This is a genomic window from Candidatus Woesearchaeota archaeon, assembly GCA_018675335.1.
Classification (GTDB): Archaea; Nanobdellota; Nanobdellia; order Woesearchaeales; family UBA11576; genus JABJCP01.
The window spans coordinates 53,172-72,777 of record JABGYH010000005.1 but is presented as its reverse complement, the minus strand read 5'-3'; the positions used below and the strand labels follow the sequence as shown (position 1 = coordinate 72,777).

At 29.0% G+C, this 19,606-nt stretch carries 19 protein-coding genes; 7 read left to right on the top strand and 12 right to left on the bottom strand.

Going from position 1 to position 19,606, the window contains the following annotated elements; genetic code table 11:
• Nucleotides 1-2: 2 nt before the first annotated feature.
• Entirely contained in the window at nt 3-836 is an 834-nt protein-coding gene (locus HN587_03695; GenBank protein MBT7902943.1) for a hypothetical protein, read from the top strand.
• Between the two features lie 93 nt (nt 837-929).
• Nucleotides 930-1,874: a hypothetical protein gene (locus HN587_03690; protein ID MBT7902942.1), complete on the top strand. Its 945-nt coding sequence runs from the start codon at nt 930-932 to the stop codon at nt 1,872-1,874.
• 1 nt (nt 1,875) lies between these two features.
• Here the strand turns inward: HN587_03690 and HN587_03685 are convergent, their stop codons facing one another.
• The 10 genes from HN587_03685 to HN587_03640 form a co-directional block, all read right to left on the bottom strand.
• Nucleotides 1,876-2,061 (bottom strand): hypothetical protein, encoded by a 186-nt coding sequence (locus tag HN587_03685; protein MBT7902941.1) that lies wholly within the window; start codon nt 2,059-2,061, stop codon nt 1,876-1,878.
• 80 nt (nt 2,062-2,141) lie between these two features.
• Nucleotides 2,142-2,327 carry a hypothetical protein gene (locus HN587_03680; GenBank protein MBT7902940.1) on the bottom strand — a complete coding sequence of 62 codons (186 nt, stop codon included), beginning with the start codon at nt 2,325-2,327 and terminating at the stop codon, nt 2,142-2,144.
• A 22-nt stretch (nt 2,328-2,349) separates the two neighbouring features.
• Nucleotides 2,350-2,973 (bottom strand): nucleotidyltransferase domain-containing protein, encoded by a 624-nt coding sequence (locus HN587_03675; GenBank protein MBT7902939.1) that lies wholly within the window; start codon nt 2,971-2,973, stop codon nt 2,350-2,352.
• A gap of 43 nt (nt 2,974-3,016) precedes the next feature.
• Complete coding sequence (locus HN587_03670; protein ID MBT7902938.1) at nt 3,017-3,868, bottom strand: DUF58 domain-containing protein; 852 nt, start codon at nt 3,866-3,868, stop codon at nt 3,017-3,019.
• Nucleotides 3,869-3,872: 4 nt separating this feature from the next.
• Complete coding sequence (locus HN587_03665) at nt 3,873-4,832, bottom strand: MoxR family ATPase (protein MBT7902937.1); 960 nt, start codon at nt 4,830-4,832, stop codon at nt 3,873-3,875.
• 126 nt (nt 4,833-4,958) lie between these two features.
• Nucleotides 4,959-5,753, bottom strand: a complete 795-nt coding sequence (locus HN587_03660) for a hypothetical protein (GenBank protein ID MBT7902936.1) — start codon at nt 5,751-5,753, stop codon at nt 4,959-4,961.
• Nucleotides 5,754-5,818: 65 nt separating this feature from the next.
• The gene (locus HN587_03655) at nt 5,819-6,370 is read right to left on the bottom strand and encodes a hypothetical protein (GenBank protein ID MBT7902935.1); all 552 of its coding nucleotides are present in this window, start codon (nt 6,368-6,370) and stop codon (nt 5,819-5,821) included.
• A gap of 93 nt (nt 6,371-6,463) precedes the next feature.
• A complete protein-coding gene (locus HN587_03650) occupies nt 6,464-8,935 on the bottom strand; it encodes a VWA domain-containing protein (protein MBT7902934.1) in 2,472 nt (823 codons plus the stop codon).
• A 100-nt stretch (nt 8,936-9,035) separates the two neighbouring features.
• A complete protein-coding gene (locus HN587_03645; protein MBT7902933.1) occupies nt 9,036-10,913 on the bottom strand; it encodes a hypothetical protein in 1,878 nt (625 codons plus the stop codon).
• Nucleotides 10,914-11,043: 130 nt separating this feature from the next.
• Complete coding sequence (locus HN587_03640; protein MBT7902932.1) at nt 11,044-11,895, bottom strand: phosphate uptake regulator PhoU; 852 nt, start codon at nt 11,893-11,895, stop codon at nt 11,044-11,046.
• 134 nt (nt 11,896-12,029) lie between these two features.
• On the opposite strand from HN587_03640, the gene HN587_03635 reads away from it, so the two are divergent.
• From HN587_03635 to coaD, 5 genes are all read left to right on the top strand, one after another.
• The gene (locus tag HN587_03635) at nt 12,030-12,635 is read left to right on the top strand and encodes an NUDIX domain-containing protein (GenBank protein MBT7902931.1); all 606 of its coding nucleotides are present in this window, start codon (nt 12,030-12,032) and stop codon (nt 12,633-12,635) included.
• Nucleotides 12,636-12,637: 2 nt separating this feature from the next.
• Nucleotides 12,638-12,982: an aspartate 1-decarboxylase gene (locus HN587_03630; GenBank protein MBT7902930.1), complete on the top strand. Its 345-nt coding sequence runs from the start codon at nt 12,638-12,640 to the stop codon at nt 12,980-12,982.
• Between the two features lie 104 nt (nt 12,983-13,086).
• Nucleotides 13,087-14,364 (top strand): hypothetical protein, encoded by a 1,278-nt coding sequence (locus HN587_03625; protein MBT7902929.1) that lies wholly within the window; start codon nt 13,087-13,089, stop codon nt 14,362-14,364.
• Nucleotides 14,365-14,388: 24 nt separating this feature from the next.
• Nucleotides 14,389-15,069 (top strand): hypothetical protein, encoded by a 681-nt coding sequence (locus HN587_03620; GenBank protein ID MBT7902928.1) that lies wholly within the window; start codon nt 14,389-14,391, stop codon nt 15,067-15,069.
• Nucleotides 15,062-16,237 carry a pantetheine-phosphate adenylyltransferase gene (gene coaD, locus HN587_03615; GenBank protein MBT7902927.1) on the top strand — a complete coding sequence of 392 codons (1,176 nt, stop codon included), beginning with the start codon at nt 15,062-15,064 and terminating at the stop codon, nt 16,235-16,237. Before HN587_03620 ends, coaD begins: the two co-directional genes overlap by 8 nt.
• A gap of 47 nt (nt 16,238-16,284) precedes the next feature.
• Here coaD and HN587_03610 read toward each other — a convergent pair whose 3' ends face one another.
• Together HN587_03610 and HN587_03605 are read right to left on the bottom strand one after the other, a co-directional pair.
• Nucleotides 16,285-17,268: a hypothetical protein gene (locus HN587_03610; GenBank protein MBT7902926.1), complete on the bottom strand. Its 984-nt coding sequence runs from the start codon at nt 17,266-17,268 to the stop codon at nt 16,285-16,287.
• 276 nt (nt 17,269-17,544) lie between these two features.
• Nucleotides 17,545-19,428, bottom strand: a complete 1,884-nt coding sequence (locus HN587_03605; GenBank protein MBT7902925.1) for a hypothetical protein — start codon at nt 19,426-19,428, stop codon at nt 17,545-17,547.
• Between the last annotated feature and the right edge of the window lie 178 nt (nt 19,429-19,606).

The window sequence follows — 19,606 nt, the reverse complement described above, 5'->3', positions numbered from 1 at the left end:
AAATGTCAACAAAAACTAAATCAAAAAAAGAACTTGAATTTGATATACCTTCCAAGTCAGATGATTCTTTAAGTTCTGGATTTGATAAAAATAAGTTTTTAGATTTGAAAATAATAATTCCAATAATTATTACAATTATTGTTTTAGCAGGATTAGTGATTTTTTTAGTTGGTTCAAAACAATCTTCAACTAAAGTAGTTCCAGATATTTCAGACGTAGATTCACCAATTGTAAAAGGAGTTATTCAAACAACACTTAATGAGTCTGAAGAATTAGATCAAAATTCAGTTAATTTAATTGAATCTGCAATTGAAGAACAAAATGCAGAGCTTTGTGAACATTTAAGCAAAGAAGAAGGAGAAGGGTCTTTTAATCAATGTGTTTTTATGGTTGCAAAAGTAAAGAAAGATGCTGAGTTATGTGAATCCTTAACAGATTTAGATGGAGATTATTCTTATCCTCATTGTTTATCAGAACTTGCTATTGAATTACAAATACCTGGTTTATGCGATTTAATTCCCGTACCAACTGGTGAATATTCTCAAGATTATTGTTATCAATGGTATGCGAGAGTTTATCAAGATCCTTCTTATTGTAATTTTATTTATGAATTGTCAGGTCCGTTTTCTCAAGACGCATGCTATATGTATATTGCAGAAGAACGAAATGATATTGAATTTTGTGAAAATATTGTTTGGGAAACAGGTTTTAATTCAAGAAATGAATGTTATCAAAAAGTTGCAATAAAAACTTCAGTTAGTGAACATTGTGATTTGATAACTGAAAATTCAGAGTATATTTCCCAAGAGTTCTGTATGATCTCAATAAATAACTAATAAACTAAACATCTCATTTAAACAACTCCTTTTAAATCATAATATTGTGACACCATAATCTTTAAATAAACAAATTTGTTTGTTATATACAAAATGGGTGGAAATATATTAGAACAACGGTTGAAATTTTATGTTAATATAATTCAAGATTCGGGTATGTCCATTCTTAAAAATCCAGTATATTTCTTTTTAACTATTCTTTTTGATTTCTTATTTGTATTCATATTTGCTATGATTTATTCTTATATTGCAGTGTTTATACTAAATAAAATCATAAGCTTATTTCAATTACTCGGAACTGAAACAGGAGGGCTTACTAATATATTAACCCCTGAAGATGCAACAAAATTATCTGTAATTGCCAATAATCCTGAGTTTGTAGAATTATTTGGATCAATTATGAAAGATGTTTTTATTATGATGCTAGCATTTTTGATATGTTTTATTATATTTCAAGTATTTGCTTGGAGATTTTCAATTAAGGCTGCAACAAAGAATAATAAACTTACTCCAATTGAGCCTGAATATGAATTAACATTACTTCAGTATTGGAAAAATTTTGCATTACAGTCCCTTCCTTTTTTAATTTTAACATTTGGTTGGTCATTTTTTTGTTTAAGATCATACATACTTTCAAAACTTAGTCCTGCAGTATTACTTCCTGCACCATTATGGAAATACTTTTTAGTTTTAGGATTAATTATTATTTGGTATTTTGGAAATATATCATTTTGTTTTTTGAAAAGAAAATCTTTCAAAAACTTTGTTAATTCATTCATTATTGGAATAAAAAAATTCCCTCAGATAATTCCATCAATTATATTTTTAGGTGTTTTAGCGCTAGTTATAGAATTAGTACTTAGAATACCTCTTCTGGTTCAAAGTGTTACTGGCTTTTTTATTATAGGTGTGATACTTGTTTTTTCTTATCTTGTGTTTGCAAGAATTGTAATATTTAAAACAGTACAATTAGTTTTTCCAAAACATAAAAAACCAAGAATGAGAGCAAGAATTAAATCAGTTAAGAAAAAAAGTTAAGTTATTTTTTTAATTTCTGTCTTATTTGTTTTATTTCATCTGAACTAATATTTCTATTAATTTGTTTAATTTTTTCGATAAAATCTAGAGTTGTACTTGCTATTTTTTTAATTTTGTTCAAATTTTTTGTTTCATTATAATATTGAGCACTAATTCTTAATTTTTTAGATTCTTTAAATTCATTCATTAACTCAAGTGAACTACGCTTGTTTAAAAATAAATAATTTGTTAAACTGATTGTGCAATCATGAATTTCAGATTTTACTCCTATTTTACAAAATAAAGAATAATGCTAAAGTATCTTGCATAATAAGCAGTTGTAGCAACCCAATCATATTCTTTAATTTTTAATGCGGCATTCATTACATTTAATGAGTTATTTGATTTTTCTAAATAAATATTTGACAAATAATTATTAGGTTTTACAATTTTAATTCCTTTTTGTTGACGCAAACACCAAATTATCTTTTTTTCTTCAATCTTCTTGTGAGTATTTTTTGAAATAATCCCAAAGGGTATCCACAAATGGTTCAATATTTTGAAGAATAACATGTTTTTTTACAACCTCAGTAATTAAAGGATCTCGATTATGAAGTTCTTTTTTAAACTTATCAAAAGTTGTATCCATAATATTTATTTCTTTAGTGGACAAATCCGTAAATTCTAACATTTTTTCTGAATTTTTTTTAGATAATTTATCAGTTGTTAAAATATCAATATCACTTGCTTTGTTAAATGTTTCATCTGCATATGAGCCAAAAAGAATTAAAGGATTGTTTAATTTTAATTCACTAAACCAATTACTTATTTGATATATTTGAAAATATTTTTTACAATGTTTTGTTGTTTGTGCAATTTCTGCTAAAACTAACCAATTACGAGTATTTATTTCATAAAGATTAAGAAAATAATATTTGTTTTTTCCAATTGTTTTGTGATTGAGAATTTTGTCTTTTACTAAATCTTTTAAGTGAGGTAATAATGTTGTGTGATTTTTTTTAAGTTTTTGTCCCATCCCTCGTATGTGTACTTGTTTTAAGTAATTTGTTCTAAATAAACCTATTATTCCAATTTTAGTATTGGTGATATCTTCAACCATATGGTTGAATATTGGTGGTTTAGTATATAAATTTTTCGAGAATTTATTTTGCGAGCATTTCATAAAACGCATCAAAAATTGGAGTATCTGTTGAAACGGTAGCAAAACGAATATTTAAATCGCCACAAAGACTTCTAATTTCGCTTAAATGATCACTTAATGCTTTACTGTATGTTTCTTTAAATCTATTAGAAATAAATGTTTTCAAACGATCTTTAGTCTCGCTATCTTCTAATAACACATCGCCTTTAAACAATGGTTTTATTTCTTCTTCATCTAAAACTTGTACGCAAAGAACATCACTTTTTTTGAATAAGGGTAATATTTCTTTAAGTTGATTTAAATCAAATAAGAAATCTGAAACAATAACAACAAATGCTTTATGTTTAATAATTGCTTTATATTTTTTTAATGATTCTGCAAATAAACTTTTACCGTCAGGTTTAATATCTTGTAATGTATAAAAACTACTGATGAGTTTGCTCATTCCTTTATGTGCTTTGAAAACTTTAAGGTCTTCTGCAAATGTAGAAATTTCAAAACGTTCATTATTTTTTAAAGCCATATGGCAAAATCCAAGTGCTACCATTGAAGCATATTCAAATTTTTTTATTTTAGCACCAAAATCCATACTTGCGCTCGCATCAACTATTACGTGAACACTCATATTTCTTTCTTCTTCAAAACGTTTAATATACAAATCATTAGTTCTCGCATATACTTTCCAATCAATAGCTCTAAAATCATCTCCGGGTACATATTGTCGATAATCATAAAAAACGAGTCCTGAACCAAACCTTCTACTTTGACGAACACCTGAGTAGTTACTATGGATACGTTTTTTTAGCATGATGCTAAATCGGTTCAAATCTTTTATGAATTCTAAATCAATCATTTTTTTATAATTTTTTTAAAAGTTCTCCAATTACATTATCTGCAGTTTTACTTTCTCGTTCTGATTTAAAACTCAATACTATTCTGTGTCTAAGAACTGGATATGCGACCTTTTCAATGTCTTTCATGCTAACATATGCTCGACCATTCATTAATGCATGAGCTTTTGCTGCAAGAACTATTCCTAGTGATGCTCTAGGTGATGCACCATACTCGATTAATTCTTTATCAGTTCGAGTAAAATTAACTAACTTTACTACCTTTTCTTTCAAATCATCTGCAACTGGAATTTGTTTTACTAATTTTTGAATTGTAATTAATTGTTCTTTACTCAAAACTTTTTTTACATCACTAAGTTCAGAATGACTTGTGAAACGTTCAACAATTTCAAATTCTTCTTCTTTTGTTGGATAATTTACTAAAATTTTGAATAAAAACCTGTCAACCTGCGCTTCGGGTAAGGGATACGTTCCTTCTTGATCAATAGGGTTTTGAGTTGCTAAAACAAAAAATGGAGCATCAAGTTTGAATGTAGTATTACCAACTGTTACTTGTTTTTCCTGCATGGCTTCAAGGAGTGCCGCTTGAGTTTTTGGTGTTGCACGATTAATCTCATCTGCAAGAACAATATTTGCAAATAGTGGGCCTTGTTGAAATTTAAATTTTTTCTTTCCTTTATCTTCTTCAATAAGATAAGTTCCAGTAATATCTGAGGGCATCAGGTCAGGCGTACTTTGAATACGACTAAACTTCATATCCAAAAGTTGTGACAGTGTATTAATAGTTAATGTTTTACCAAGACCTGGATATGATTCTAGCAATGCATTTCCTCCACACATTATAGCCACTAAAATTTCATCAACAACATCAGATTGTCCTACAACTACTTTTCCAAGCTCTTTTTTTAAGCTCTCAAACTTTGTTTGGATTTTTTTAACAGATTCCATATAACTTTTTGAAGCCATTACAATTCACCTCATAAATATGTATTTTTTTTAATTTTGTTTTATGTTTTTTTTTTAAATAATTGGTTTTCATGTTTTTTTATTTGATTAGTATGTTTAATTATTAGTTTGATTATGAGGTTAATATTATTTTGAATTATCATCTTCCATAATTTTAAGATTATAAGCAATAGCAATTTTACTTTCTTCAGGAACTTTTTCACCACTGAGTTCATCATTTACTGCAACAACTTCACCGGGGAAATTTCCTTGTTGAAAGATTTTGTCCTCAATAGGTTTTACTTGATCCAAATTTAGTTCATTTAATTCTGGATTAATCATCAACTCAATTTCATCATCACCTAATAAAGCAACACTTTCATCACCATAAATGTCACCTGAGTTATTAAATTCAGTTCCATAAAAATCAAATGCACTAACTCCTTTTCCGCCGTTTCCCCCTCCTAAAAACGCAGGTAATTCAAAATCATTAACTATGGCATCAACATTAACTGAGTAAGGTGCGAATACAACAATAAAAAAGCATAAACCAGTAATAATTGCAGATTTAAATAAAATTGTTCCTCCGCTAACCATATTTCCTGATGAAGCTTTTTTCATACGTTCAATTAAATCTTCAAAACAAGCACGAATCATAAAATTATCACTGCCAAAACTATCTCTTGCAGTTCGCAAAATTTCTCTAATGCTCGGATTTTTGTCTTCAACATACTTAAGTTGAGCTTTTTTCATACGAATAAGAATATTTATTGAGAAAAAAATAAGACTTGCAATAAGTGCATAATAAAAACTAATATTAAAAAAACTTAAATTAAGATGCAATATAAAAAAGAAAATAAGACTATCCAAAAGAGAATTTAAAATAACAATTTTAAAAATCTCAAAATACAATTCCTTAAATAACTTTCTTACTTCATCCATTTTTTTTGTTAAGTTTTAATTTATTTGATTATGTTTAATTCCATTATTTTGTTATGCTTTTTTATTTATGCATCACATTCTTCTTCTAATTGAGCTACTTCATTATCTAAAGCATCAATTTGATCATTCAAATCAGCTATTGTTGCATCTGCTGCAGCTTTTGCAGATTTGGTAATTTTTAGAGTTTCACTTAAGTCTGCATTTTCACTTTCTACCTCTAATCTAAGAGATTTTTCTTTTTCATACTTTTCTTTAAACTCATCAAGTGTCTCTTTAGTATTACTTAATTCTGACTGAGTATTTTCAAGACTCGATTTTGTCGATTCAAGATTTGTTTTAGTATCAGTTAGTTCTGCAGTTTTATTTTCATATAATACTCCATATGTTGATACATCCTGTTTTGTTAAATCAAGATTTTCTTTAGCTTTATTTAGAATGATGGTTGTATTATTGAGATTTGTTGTGCAAGTATCAAATTCAGCATTTTTTTCTTTAAATTTTAAAGTAGTTTCTTTAATTATATCTTGATAATAAACAGATGCTCCACCGAGTACTACAATCATTGCTAGTAGTAAAATGAGTAAAAAAATATTAATGTTTTTCTCCATGAATCCCATTCAAACCAACCTCTTTTTCATAAATAATTTTTTTATATGAGTTTTTTTTAATTTTAGTAATATTATTTTATTATATTCTTATTTGAGCATATTTTATCTTAAAATCCAAGTTTCATAAATCCGTCTTAACACAACTTCTAATAAAAATAGAAGTAATGCTAAAACTAAAAATGGTAATGTTAATAATGTACGTTCAGTAATACTTCTTTTTGATACTGACTTAACATGTTTTATTATTTTATCTACTTGATCAGGTTTAAAAACTTTTCCACCTGTAGCGTGTACAACTGTATTTAAATTTGGTGAAACGCCAATATTTTCAAATTCAGGATCATAATTTACTCCGAAGTCTTTACTAAGAAGAGTATCAAATCCAGTTTTTGTCCTAACAAATTCTGCTTTGTATTTATTTTCATCAATTTTATTAAATGTAAGACCTTCAGCTTTTGGAAATTTCTCACTTTTAACAATAACCGTTGATTTTTTGTTAACTCGACTATCAACAATTTCAACAAAATAAGGTTCTTTTCTTTCAGGCTCTCCAATTAACCAATTCATATTTCGAGTAAGTAGTCTACTATTTTTCGCATTAAGTAACTCTCCTAGATTATTTCCTCCTGAAAAAACAGTTAATGCACCAACCCGACCAATTCCATATCTCCAAACAGTAAGTGCAGGTTCACCACCATCAGTTGTTACAAGTAAGTTTGCTGCAGTTTTTGGAACTACTTGATTATAACCATACATTACGGCATTAAGAATTAAATCATCAGTAATGAAATGACTAGGATCAAGAATAAATAAACCAAATGCTTCACCAACATCTTCTTTTTCAGGTTCACCAAATAAAATCTTAAGTTTGTTTGATTCAGTAGCTTTCAAATAAAAACCACCTGCAAGTTTACCCATTTTACTAAGGTATTCTTCATTAGTATTAGCACCAACACCAATAATAAATACTCTAATACCTTGCGCATTCATACTTTCAATAATGTCTTGAGTAGTTAACAAATCAATAGTATCCATTGTTTGCCCATCCGTAATCCACACAACATTACGAGACCCAGATTTTCCATGTAATAATTCAAAAGCTCCCCTCAAACCAGATTGTAACACTGTTGGGCCGCCATCTTTTAAACTAGCAATTTTCGTTTTTAATTCAGCTTTATGAACAAATAATGGTTCAATATCACTAACTTTATACGCTTGATCATTAAATGCAACTGCTCCCACTCTATTATTTTCATGAATATCATTAATAACACTAATTGCAAGAGCTTTTTCAATATCTACTGCTTTACCATCTGATCCTTCAATTCCATAACCTGTGCTTCCCGAAATATCAATAACTAAAACAACATTTGCACCTCCAGGAAGTTTTGTTGCAGTACCAATATTTATTGGAAGTAAAGTTTCAAATAAACTATCTTTGTAACCGCCATTATCATAACTATCATAACCACCAATTACTAGAAGTCCATTACCTTCAATAACATATTGTTGAAGAGCACTAAATTCTGGATTAATTGTTTCAATTGGTAAATCATTTAGAACTGTTGCATAAAACTCATCAAGAACTTCTTTTGAAGGAATGTTTTGCATAACTGTTAAATCATATAAGTCTCCTAAAATTGTTTCAAGAGGAGTTGCTTCTTTTGTTATTAGTAAAACTTTAGGCCGTTTAATTACACTAGTAGTTTTATAATAATTATCATTTTGTTTAAAATGATTCAAACTAATTCCTTTAAGTTTTGCATGAATTGTGTGTGTTCCTTCAGTAAAATTTCTTTTGAATGTAATTTCATTTTCTGTAGTTGATTCTGTTAAAATTTCTTCATCATCAACATAAACTGCAATTTTAGTTTTTTTATTAATATTTTCGCCAACACGATTTAATAATATTTTATATGTATTATCAACATCTGCAATAGTTTTTTTAGGTCCAATTAATTTAATGCTAATATCTGACTCGGATTCTTCAAGTTTAATTGCACTAATTGTTGAATTAAGATTAGTTGCCATTAAAGAAACACTGCCAAGACTTAATCCTGAACTGACTTGTCCGTCGCTGATTAATAAAATATTTCTATCTGATTCAAGATTTGTTAAAATGTTATCTCCTATGTTTGAATTAACACCTTTAGCAATTATTTTAGAATTAACTGGAAGTTGTTCTTCAATTTTATTTTTAAGATCAGTTACAAAACTTGTATCAAATAATTCCATTGAAGAAGAATTATCAATTAAAATATGTACTTCAGTATTTCCTGGAATCTCGCGAGTAACTTCTCCAAAAGGTTCTGCTAATGCTAGTATTAATAATGAAAAAACAATTAATCTACTACAAAAAACAAAAAAACGATAAAGTCCTCTTTGAATTCTATATTTTTTATTTTCTTTAAGTCTAGGATCAAGTTTAATCCAATTGAATTTAATAAATATGATTAACACTATAATTAAAGGAATTAAAAAGAACAACATATTTTGTTTTTGGAAATTTAAATCTAACCAATTAACAGAACTTAATTCAGTTAAAAAATCATTCCATAACGTTGAGTAATTCATTTTTTTGTTAATTCCTCTATTTTTTAAGATTGTTTTGAAATTTTATTTGTTTGTGTTTATTTAGAGTCTGAATTTTCTCGAGTCTGAATGCAGGTCATACTTAAATGTCTCCTCTAATTTTTAATGCAAGCAATTCTAAAAATAAAAATGCAAGCAAACCATAAATTACATATTTGCTAATATTTTCAGGAACCATTTCCTCTTTTTTTTCAATTGGATCAGATAATGCTTTTTGTAAAACTCCATTTGAATTAATATTTGATTCTTTAACACTAGCAAGATTTGCAACAATTTTTTTATCTTCTAACTCATAAACTCCTTGTTTAGTAAACTTTAAAATATTTGTTTTAACATTTCCTGTAGGAGTTAAAACTGAAGTTGGTTCAGTAAAACTCAATAAATCTCCTGTTTTTTTATTAATATTTCTTAAGCTAACTTTATTAACTAAAAAATCAGTAAGTCTTTTCCAAAAAATAGGATAATACATATCACGTTTAAAATCACTATTTTCATCAAAAATTCCATAATAAACTACTGTCCCTTCATCATGTTTTTTGAAAGCTAGAATTGGAACTCCAGTATTTGTGCTTGCAATCACATTAACTCCCTCTTGAGCACTAACATTAAAATGTTTTGAAATTTTTCCAAAATTAATATCTTTAGTTAAAGGATTTACTTGATCGATAAATACTGTGCTATCGTTCATAAATCCATCATCATTTAATAAAATAGGTAACATTCCCTTATAGTCGATTTGGAACATATCATCATGACTTGTAATAATTAACGCTGCACCATTCTTAACTTTTTTCTCTATGTTTCTAAATGTTTGAGGAAGAAGTAAATTTGGAGTGATTTCTCCCAGTAGTATAATTGGTTCTGAGCCTATAGAAATTTTAGGCGGACCTGCTTCTTTAAGATTTATATTATCTAACACATCAAGCGCGGTTCCTAAATACTTTGATCTTTTGCTGTTAATATATAATAAGTCAACTTTATTTGTTGTTGGAGTGCTTACAAATGCTGTGTTGTCGAGTTCAAATTCATCTCCTGGAACCGTAATCTTAACTGTGGTAATTCCTGGCATATTAGAAAATGAAAACATTTCTTGACTTTTAGGATCAATATTTAATTGATTTGCTGAAATATTAGAATTTGATTTACCATTAACACTAATGCCTACAGTTTCCTCAACATCATTAAAGTTTTTGATATGAACTGTAGTAAATTTATCGCTTACTTCAACACTAATTATTCCTACATTTTTAATAATTTTTGAAGTTTCGTCAATTAAACTAATAAATTGAGTTTTAATGCCACGACTTTTTAAAATCTTTTTTGCAGTATCTATTCCTTTATCGGATTCAGTTTCAATAAAATCTGAAATAACGACTACTACATCTCCTTCTTTTGCAAAATTGGTTGAAGATAAAATTGCATCAAATAATCCTGAACGTGTATCTTTTGGTTTTAGATTTTGTAAAAAACTTTTAGTAGTTTCTTTTTCTTCATTTTTTAATGCGATTTCAGGAGTTGATGCTGCAATAATTACTGTGTTTTTTTCACCTAGGTTAATTTGAGCTAATTCAATAGCTTTTTTAAATCTAGAATCCGAATCTCCAAATTCTCCAGAATACTTTGCTTGCATACTAGCACTTGAATCAATAACTAATATGGTATTTTCAACATAACTTGATTCGCTAACTAAAATAAATGGTTTTGCAATTGCTGCTGCGGCAATTAGTATTATTAAAATTTGTAATAATAGAATTGGATTTTTAATAAGTCTTTGAAATAATGAATTTTTACTAAGTTTTTTGTTTTCTTTCATTAGAAACATGAGTGCTGGAATTTTCTTTTTTCTGGGTCTTGGTTTAATTAAGTATATTATAATTAGTGGAACTATTAAAGAAATCGCCCATAGCCCTGCAGTATAACTAAAATACTGGCTTGCCCAATTAAAAAATTGCTCTAACACTTCTTTTCATCCTCTTTTTTGATTTTAATTTATTTGATGAGTTTAATTTGTTTATTTGTGGATTTTAATTTTTTTATGATTAATATTTATACTTTTCTTTTGAATTAATATTTTTTTTTAGATTTTAGGATTATCTTATCAATTTTGATATTTGTACAATAAATTCGTGAATTTCTGCAATTTCAGTTCTAAGTGTCTTAAAATCTTTATTAATTTGATTTCGTTTTTTCCAAAGCTCCATTGCTGTTTTGAAATCTTCTTTCACAAATGCATTAAATGTAGCTTCATATTCTTTTTCGATAAATTTGAGTTGTTGAATGAGTATTTTGTCTTTTTTCTTGTGATTAATAACTTTTAATAAATCTCCGATACGTTCTATCTTTTCACTCGCCATTCTATAATCCATATAGCGAATAAGGTGCATTTTTTTTTCTGCGTATAATCCTTCATCTAAATCTTTTCGAATTAACCTGACTAGTAAAAAATAAAATTTATGCAAATTTGAATCAATAGAATGAATATCGTCTGATTGTTCTATTACTCCAACAATCATATTTTTCGTGAGAAAATACATTCTTTTGAGACATTGTTCTATTGTTAAGTCAGTTATGTCAAAATTTTGAATTACAATTTTATCTGAATGTTCTTCAATTATTTGGACATTCATAAAACCTTCAAGATTTTTTTGAATTGATTTTTTGTCATGTGTTGAAAAAGAATTTTTATGAGCAATGACAATTTCATCAGTTCCTTTAAGGTATAATCTCATAAATTTTCTAACAAAACGTTCATCATAATCTATTAATTCTCGACTTTTAGTTTTGATTCTATCAAGTTTTGGTGCTAATTGGAGTGAAAACTCAGCTTCTCCAATCTCAACTTTACTTCCTTTTTTTAATTTGAATTGATTTGCCCAAGCTTTGGGTATTGAAACTAGTAAAGAACCAGAAATCTCTTGAAGTTTACGTTCGTGAAGCTTCATAATTTAATTGAATGTTTTTATTTATATTTAAACTTTTTGTTTTTTTTAAATTTTTTTTCTAATCTTTAGGGTTCTTTAAAGATTTAGGGATAATCTTTAAATTTTGGCGTTGGCTAGTTATTCTTGTGATAAACATGAATGAACAACAAAAAAATGGAGTTAGTTTAGATGGTGAAAGTGTTGGCATTGAATCGGGATATATTTTGGCTGCACAAGTAATATTATATAGGAGAGTATTGCCGTCTCATTTGCAATCTTCTAAATATTATTCTCCCATATTAGCATTAAATTCTGATGTTGATATTGAGCGGGATGCAAACTTGGAAGTATTACTCACAAAACGGCCTGATAACTTTAGACATTATCCTGGCGAATATGTTTTTCCAGGCGGTAAACAAGATTTTGAAGAAATAAAGTATTGGGATCTTAAGCGAACAGGTGTTCGAGAAGTAGAAGAAGAGATAGGTGTTAGCATAGATCAATCTCAATTAACATATCTATTTACCTCAATTACTACTCTTGGCGAACGTGAATGCAGAGTTGACATGTATGCTGCTCCAATGCCTTATTCTCAAACTCCTCAATTAAGTTCTGAGGTTGATAATCTAGTTTGGGGTGAAGTTAATTCATTAATTGGTGATCATGATTCTAGTAAAATAAAAATATCTAGAATAAGTTTAGAAGCACTGTTGAGCTTATCAAAAAATAAAGGTTTGTTAAAAAGAACAGGAGGTGATTGATGATGAAACAAATGTTAAGATCAAAAATTCATAAAGCAATAGTTACGGAAGCTGACTTGAGTTATGTTGGCAGTATAACAATTGATGAACAGTTAATGGAACTTGCAGGACTATTAGAATATGAAAAAGTTTTAGTTGTAGATAATACTAATGGTTCTCGACTTGAAACTTATGTAATTTCGGGAACACGTGGAAGTGGGCAAATTTGTATGAATGGTGCTGCTGCTCATTTAATAAAAAAAAGAGATGAAATAATTATTATGAGTTTTGAATTAATGGATTTTGTTAAAAAACCAACTTGTATATTGGTTGATTGCAATAATTCATTTGTGAGATATTTGAGTTAGGGGGAAAGTATGTTTGGATTATTGATTTTTAATTTTGGTTTTTTTTAGGTTTTTTTTTGGTTTTTGAAATTATATTTTACTTAGTGATAGCTATGGAGGAAAAAATGAATGTAGAAAAAATGAAAGTTAAGTTTTGTCGAATGAAAAGTTCATCTAACTTAAAAGGTAAAAAGTTTTTGATTAATGCAGGTCCTACTCGTGGAAAAATTGATAGAGTGCGTTATATTGAAAATCGATCTTCGGGTGAACTTGGAATAAAAATTGCTAATGAATTATATTTGAGGGGGGCAGAGGTAACTTTAGTTTATGGTCCTGGCAGATTCATGCCTCCAAGTTATTTGAAAGTTTTGAATGTAGAAACACCTGTTGAAATGTTGGAAGAAATGAAAACATTGGTGAGGAAGGAAGAGTTTGATGCAATAATTTATGCTGCTGCAGTACTTGATTATGTTCCGTCTGAATTTATTGATAAAAAAATTAGAAGTGGCACGGGTTTAAACGTTAAGTTTATTCCAACACAAAAAATTATTTGGAAGATGCGTGAAGAATTAAAACAAATGGATAAAAAACCATTTCAAATAACATTTAAATTAGAGACTGGAAAGAGTGAAGAAGAATTTAAAGAAAAAGTTTATTTGGAATTATTAAAAAATCATTCAAATTTAGTTGTTGCAAATTTATTAGAAGAAGTTAGTTGCAAAAGTCACCGAGCAGTAATTGTTACACCTGAACAAGGTTATTCTTGGTATGGCGATAAATTAAGTATTGCAAAAGGGCTAGCAGATCATTTAGAAAATAGACTAAATGTAACTCGATTTGGCATTTATAAAACAAGCAAAAAAATAATTGATGTGAATGAACAGAAATTAAAGAGTTTTTTAGAAAAATTTAGGTGGGTGGGGGGTAAACTTGCTATGTATTCTGCATTGCCAAAATGGGATGGAGGAACATTTGGAAATATTAGTGTTTCTTGTGGGGGGGGATTTTTGATAACTGCAAAAAAAGCAGATAAAACAAATTTAGGACAAAATGATTTAGTTTATGTAACTGATGTTGATGTTAATTGTAACTTAGAAATTTATCAAGGAAAAAAAGAACCATCATCAGAATCTTTAATGCACTATTTGATTTATTTAGGACGACCTGATGTGGGTGCGATAATTCATACTCATGATGTAAATTTACTTTCTATGCAAAATATTCCATCTACAAAAGTTGCGTATCCTTGTGGGACAATGGAGCTTGCAACTGAAGCAATAAAGTTTTTGGGAGAGGGAGTGGTTGTTAATTTGTTAAATCATGGGCAAATAATTGTTGGTAAAGATTTGAATATTGCCATGAACAATTATCAAAAATTAAAGTCAGGGAAAAATCTAGAATAAATTAAATTTTTAGGGTGAGAATATATGACAATTGAAATAAAATTAATTGAAGAGGGTTTGTTGGACTGTGATTTGGATGAGATAGGTGAGTTAGGTGATTTGGGTAATTTGGGTAATTTGGATGATTTGGGTGGTGCAGGGATTATGAGTGAATTTTGTGATGTCGAACAAGAATACGTTTCTCATCTTAAAAAAGTATTTGGAGTTGATTGGGAAGATGTGTATTTGCATATTCAAAGTAATCGAGAAACATATTCGATTAATCAAATTAGTGGGGGAAAAACAAATTCAGTTGGAATTATGAAACTGCATAGATTGGGGGGAGTTTCTTCGATGTATTTGTTTTTATCAAGTACTGTGCGTGGAAAAGGAATTGGAACTCAAGTTCTTGGACAAATAGAATATGTTTGTTTGGAACTCGGAGATCATAAAATGCAGGTGGAAACAATTGATGATTGTGGGGTTCAAACGTTCTTAGAAGAACATGGATATGAAACACAAGTGGTGGAGAATCATTATTTTTATAAAGACGTATTCATTTGTAGTAAATACTTGTGTGCTGAAACTGTAGATATTTATGGCACGCGACAAAAAAGAGCTGATTCTAGCATAAATGATGCTGAGACTGAAAATGATTTAACTACTACTCCTGTTGCTGATTTGAGTAAATGTTTAACAAATAATGGTGGTGATTTTAATGAGTGAACCCATGAGTGAACCAATATTAGGTACAAAAAAGTTGAATGCAGTATATCCATTATCTGCAGATCCATTACATAATGGGCATGTTAGTGTAGTTGAAACTTTCGCACCTCTATTTGAAAAATTATGGGTTGTGATTGCTGATAATCCCCGAAAAAAATCAAGATATGCATTTAGTGGTGGTGAGCGAGCTGAGTTAACCACGAAAGCTTTAGCAAAATTTCCTACTGTTGAAGTTGTTAGATTTGGGAATTTATTGCCTGATTTTTTGTATGCGAATCGAGTCGATTTTTTATTGAGAGGACTTAGAAATTCGACAGATTTTGATTTCGAAGTTGATCTTGATTGGTGGTATAAAAAATTAGGATCTGAATCCACTCCAATTTTTGTTAAATCTGGGGAAAATGAAAAAGCACTATCAAGTTCATATATTAAAGACACATTACTTGCAGGCGGACCAGTTCATGAGTTTGTTCCATTAAATGTTAAACAAGCACTTGAAGAAAAATTATTACATCAAAGAATTGTTGGGTTGACTGGTGGAATGGGTAGTGGAAAAACCAAAGTTGGAAAATTAATTGCTGCGCAAGCCAGGTTTCCAGTTTTAGATTTAGATCTTGATGTGCTGGTTGAAGGACTTTACTTTAATTCAGAATGTCCATATCATAATCGCGTTGTTGCAGATGTGATTGAAGCGTTTGGTCCTGCAGTTTTAGGTTCGGATGGTGCAATTGATAAAGCAAAACTTGGAAAGGTCGCATTCTCTTCAGTGAAATATCGTGAAAAATTAGAAGGAATTATTTATCCTGCACTCGATCGAGAATATCGACGACAAAAAGAGGGCTTTGAAGGATTGGTATTAGTTAATGCTGCATTAATTGCTGATAAAGGTATGATTTACATGGGAAATAATAATGTGATTCATGTAACTGGTGATTTAGCTATTCGTGAACAACGATGTTTAGATTATAGGGGAATTCCTGCTTCAGTTTTTAGAAAAAGAGTTGGTGCACAAATGAGTGATTCTGATAGGAGTAGAATAATAAATGCAGAAATTGCAGTATCAGGAACTGGATTTGAATATGTTGTTGATAATAGTGGGTCATTAAAAGATCTTGATCGTTCAGTTGGGGCATGTGTTGAATATTTACAAAGCGAATTAGGATTGTGAATTAAAAATATTTTTTTAGATTAAATATTTTTTTTATTATTTGTTAGTTATTTAAAATACATTTCATTTTTATCCATTTCAATTACTCTGTCGGGATTTTTTTTAAGAAGATCATAAAGTCTTTCAACCCAATCGGGAAATTGTGTTCTCATTTTTGTAATTTCATAACTTCCTCCTTGAGATTTTCCTAGTTTAGTTCCATTAAATCTTAGTAGTGGACCTACATATACATCGGGAGGGATATCAGATATTGCATTCATTAAACCCATAACTCTATCTGCTTTGCAAGTTTTTGATTCTCCGTAAGGATTTCCATAATCTCCTCCGAACATGTGTAAATCAGTTACTTGTCCAAATCCATTAGGAATTAAATCTCTAATTGGATCAAGAAGATAAAATAAATTTACTTTTTTAGGATCTGTTAAATTAACCATAAATCTGTTGACATCACATAACTCATTATAACAAGTACTTCTTAAATTTACTTCAGTCTCATTAGTTGTTATTACTGGTGGCACTGTTGATGCATATCCACATTCACAAATTGGGGCTAAAAGACTCGTACTTTTTGCTCTATTTCCAATTAAGTGTTGTCTTAAAATTCTTCGACTAGTATCTTCTCTAAATAATGATGATAGTAATTCTTGAAATGCATCTGTGTTTGTAACTTCACTAAAATAGTTTAAGTTTATTTTTTTTGGATCAAATCCTAAAACTGCGCACATTTCGCCAAGCATTTGTTTTGATTCTTCTAATGTGTGTTCTTTCATTAATTCGTGACATTCTTCACTATCTGGTTTTTGAAGAAAAGAAATAAAACTACGTCCGCGTTGATAATCAAAATCAAGATCCATTATTGATACATCCACAATTCCTGAATCATTCGCTTGGGCTGCAAGTACTCCTTGTAAAAATGTGATTGCAGTACCTAGATGAATTAAGCCGGAAGGTTTGAGTCCAAGACTAACTCGAGTATATTCTCCTGCAGTAATTTCTGCTAGGTCTGTGTGTATTACTGTTCCTTCGCCCATTTTGTGTATTGTTAAAATTGTTAAATTTTTGATGATTTTTTCTTCTGATTTTTAATTATTTAATTGTTTATTTATAAATGTTCCTGAAATTGTTACTATTTGGGGGTGATTTCTACATCATTCATTCTGTTAGTTATTAGTTGTTAATTGTGTGTAGGATAATACGATTATAACAAAAAGAAAAATGTGTGTTGTAAAAATAAGAAAAAGAAGATAATAAAAAATTTAAAAAATATTTTTGATTTTCTTTGGTTGATTATTAATTTGTAATTTTAATTAATAATTCCATAAAATTTCTACATCTTTTCCAAAGATTTCTTTAAGATCTTCAAAGATTGGTTCTTTTAAGAAAACTTTTGCGGGAATATCAATTTCAGCAAGAGCTTTTTCATATTCTTCTAAAGTTGATTCATTATAATTAATTAATTTTCCTTTAGGATTGATGTCTGCTTTTTTAACTTCTTTAGTTTCTGAATCAATGTCAATAAAAACGAAAGCTTGTTTTCCTAGCATTATTACTTCACCATATTTATCTCCGTGTTTGACTCTAATTCTTGCTCTTTCTAATTCTCTTCCACGTTTTCTTTGCATGTACTCAATTAAAAACTTAACCATTTCTTTACTAGTCTTTTTCACTTTTTCAATTTCTACTTTGGTTAGTTTTTTCTCGTCGTAATCTTTCTTAGCTTGCATAATTTCAGTTAACATTCGGTGATATTTTTCAGGAATTTTACCATTATGAACAAGTTCAGTTTCAAAAAGTTTCATAATTTCGATATCTTTAGATCTTTCAATACCTTCAAGTTTTAAAACATCACGAACAATTGTTACAACTGTTTCATAAACATGTAAAACACTTTCTTGTTCTTTTTGTTTTTCAATTTGTGCAAAAAGACGTTTAATTCTTGCAAGATATTTTTCTGATTTGTCGAGTAGCTCATCAATTTCTTTTCCACTAACTTCTTTGATTGTACCATGTTCAATGCCTTTGTAGTATTTTACAATATCTTTCATGATATCTACATATTTCTGCTCGAGAAGTTTCTCTTTTTTAACAAAAACTTCTTCTAACAAATTAACGGTTTCTTTTGGAGTTGGTGGTGGAATTCCATATAACATTAAAGCTGCTTGAGATGGTGTTAGAGTTGACCAATAAATATCTGCTTCAACCAGACCTTTTAATCTTCCTTTAACTCTTGTTACTAATTGTTCTCCACTACTCATGAACATGTCAATTGCTTCCATGCTTGGTTTTATTTTACCCATTCGTAATAATTGTTTCCAAGGCATAAACATTCCACGATCATATAATGGAATACCATCTCTTAAAATTGTAAATATAACTGGATTTGCTTCTTTTACACTGTCCCAGAAATCAGTTAAAATATAAACTTGAATATTGAGTTTGTTTTTGATGCCAGTCATTTCTCCTGCTTCAATTCCCATTCCCATAATAATTGCTCTAAGTTTATCTTTAAGTTCTGCACGAGTCATTTTTTTAACATCTGTATCGTCAACAACAATTGCTACATCAATGTCTGATTCTGAAGTTGCTTGACCTCGAGTTAATGATCCAAATAAAATATACGAAACAATATATTTTTCGAATTTTTTCAAAACCATTGTTCTGTGAATTTCACCAATTTTTAATGCAGACATCATACCTGTATCATAAACTGGAGCACTCATTGCAATAAGTTTTAAAACATCATATTTTCCATCATAACAACTTTGCCAAACTTCACTAAGAATAATTGTTTGAACAACAATATTGCTGTCAATTTCTTGACCCATCTTGATCATGATTGCTGAAAGTTTGTCTTTTAGTTCAAACTTACTCATTTTTTTAGAATCTGTATCGTCAACAAGAACTAAAACATTAATTTTATCTTTGTCAACTTTTCCCTCTTTATCTTGGGGTGGTGGAAGAAGTGAAACTCCCATGATATATTGATCAAATTTTTTCACAATATCTTTTTGGAATTTGTCTAACTTAACTTTGATGTTTGCTAATTTGTCTTGAACATCTTGCGGTAAATTTTTCATCATTTCTTCTGCTTGTTCAGGTGACACTGGAGCTTTAGGTGCGCTAGATTCGGCAGGTGCTTTTTCTTCATTTGTTTTTGATTTTTCTTTTTTAGTAGTTGTTTTTTTTGCCATATTTAATCAACCTCTCATGCGTTTTGATTTAATTGTTTAATTTTATGAATTTAAGACTGTGATTTAAATAGTCTCTATTTATAAATAAGGCAAATTCCTTTTTAAATAAATCTGTAACTCAGTAGAACAAAGTGGGACAAAAAAGTCATAAATGATTGAAAAGAAAAAATTTGATTGG

Coding starts and splice junctions, on each gene's coding strand:
- HN587_03695 (MBT7902943.1), top strand. CDS start 3: ATGTCAACAAAAACTAAATCAAAAAAAGAACTTGAATTTGATATACCT.
- HN587_03690 (MBT7902942.1), top strand. CDS start 930: ATGGGTGGAAATATATTAGAACAACGGTTGAAATTTTATGTTAATATA.
- HN587_03685 (MBT7902941.1), bottom strand. CDS start 2,061: ATGAATGAATTTAAAGAATCTAAAAAATTAAGAATTAGTGCTCAATAT.
- HN587_03675 (MBT7902939.1), bottom strand. CDS start 2,973: ATGGTTGAAGATATCACCAATACTAAAATTGGAATAATAGGTTTATTT.
- HN587_03670 (MBT7902938.1), bottom strand. CDS start 3,868: ATGATTGATTTAGAATTCATAAAAGATTTGAACCGATTTAGCATCATG.
- HN587_03665 (MBT7902937.1), bottom strand. CDS start 4,832: ATGGCTTCAAAAAGTTATATGGAATCTGTTAAAAAAATCCAAACAAAG.
- HN587_03660 (MBT7902936.1), bottom strand. CDS start 5,753: ATGGATGAAGTAAGAAAGTTATTTAAGGAATTGTATTTTGAGATTTTT.
- HN587_03655 (MBT7902935.1), bottom strand. CDS start 6,370: ATGGGATTCATGGAGAAAAACATTAATATTTTTTTACTCATTTTACTA.
- HN587_03650 (MBT7902934.1), bottom strand. CDS start 8,935: ATGAATTACTCAACGTTATGGAATGATTTTTTAACTGAATTAAGTTCT.
- HN587_03640 (MBT7902932.1), bottom strand. CDS start 11,895: ATGAAGCTTCACGAACGTAAACTTCAAGAGATTTCTGGTTCTTTACTA.
- HN587_03635 (MBT7902931.1), top strand. CDS start 12,030: ATGAATGAACAACAAAAAAATGGAGTTAGTTTAGATGGTGAAAGTGTT.
- HN587_03630 (MBT7902930.1), top strand. CDS start 12,638: ATGAAACAAATGTTAAGATCAAAAATTCATAAAGCAATAGTTACGGAA.
- HN587_03625 (MBT7902929.1), top strand. CDS start 13,087: ATGAATGTAGAAAAAATGAAAGTTAAGTTTTGTCGAATGAAAAGTTCA.
- HN587_03620 (MBT7902928.1), top strand. CDS start 14,389: ATGACAATTGAAATAAAATTAATTGAAGAGGGTTTGTTGGACTGTGAT.
- coaD (MBT7902927.1), top strand. CDS start 15,062: ATGAGTGAACCCATGAGTGAACCAATATTAGGTACAAAAAAGTTGAAT.
- HN587_03610 (MBT7902926.1), bottom strand. CDS start 17,268: ATGGGCGAAGGAACAGTAATACACACAGACCTAGCAGAAATTACTGCA.
- HN587_03605 (MBT7902925.1), bottom strand. CDS start 19,428: ATGGCAAAAAAAACAACTACTAAAAAAGAAAAATCAAAAACAAATGAA.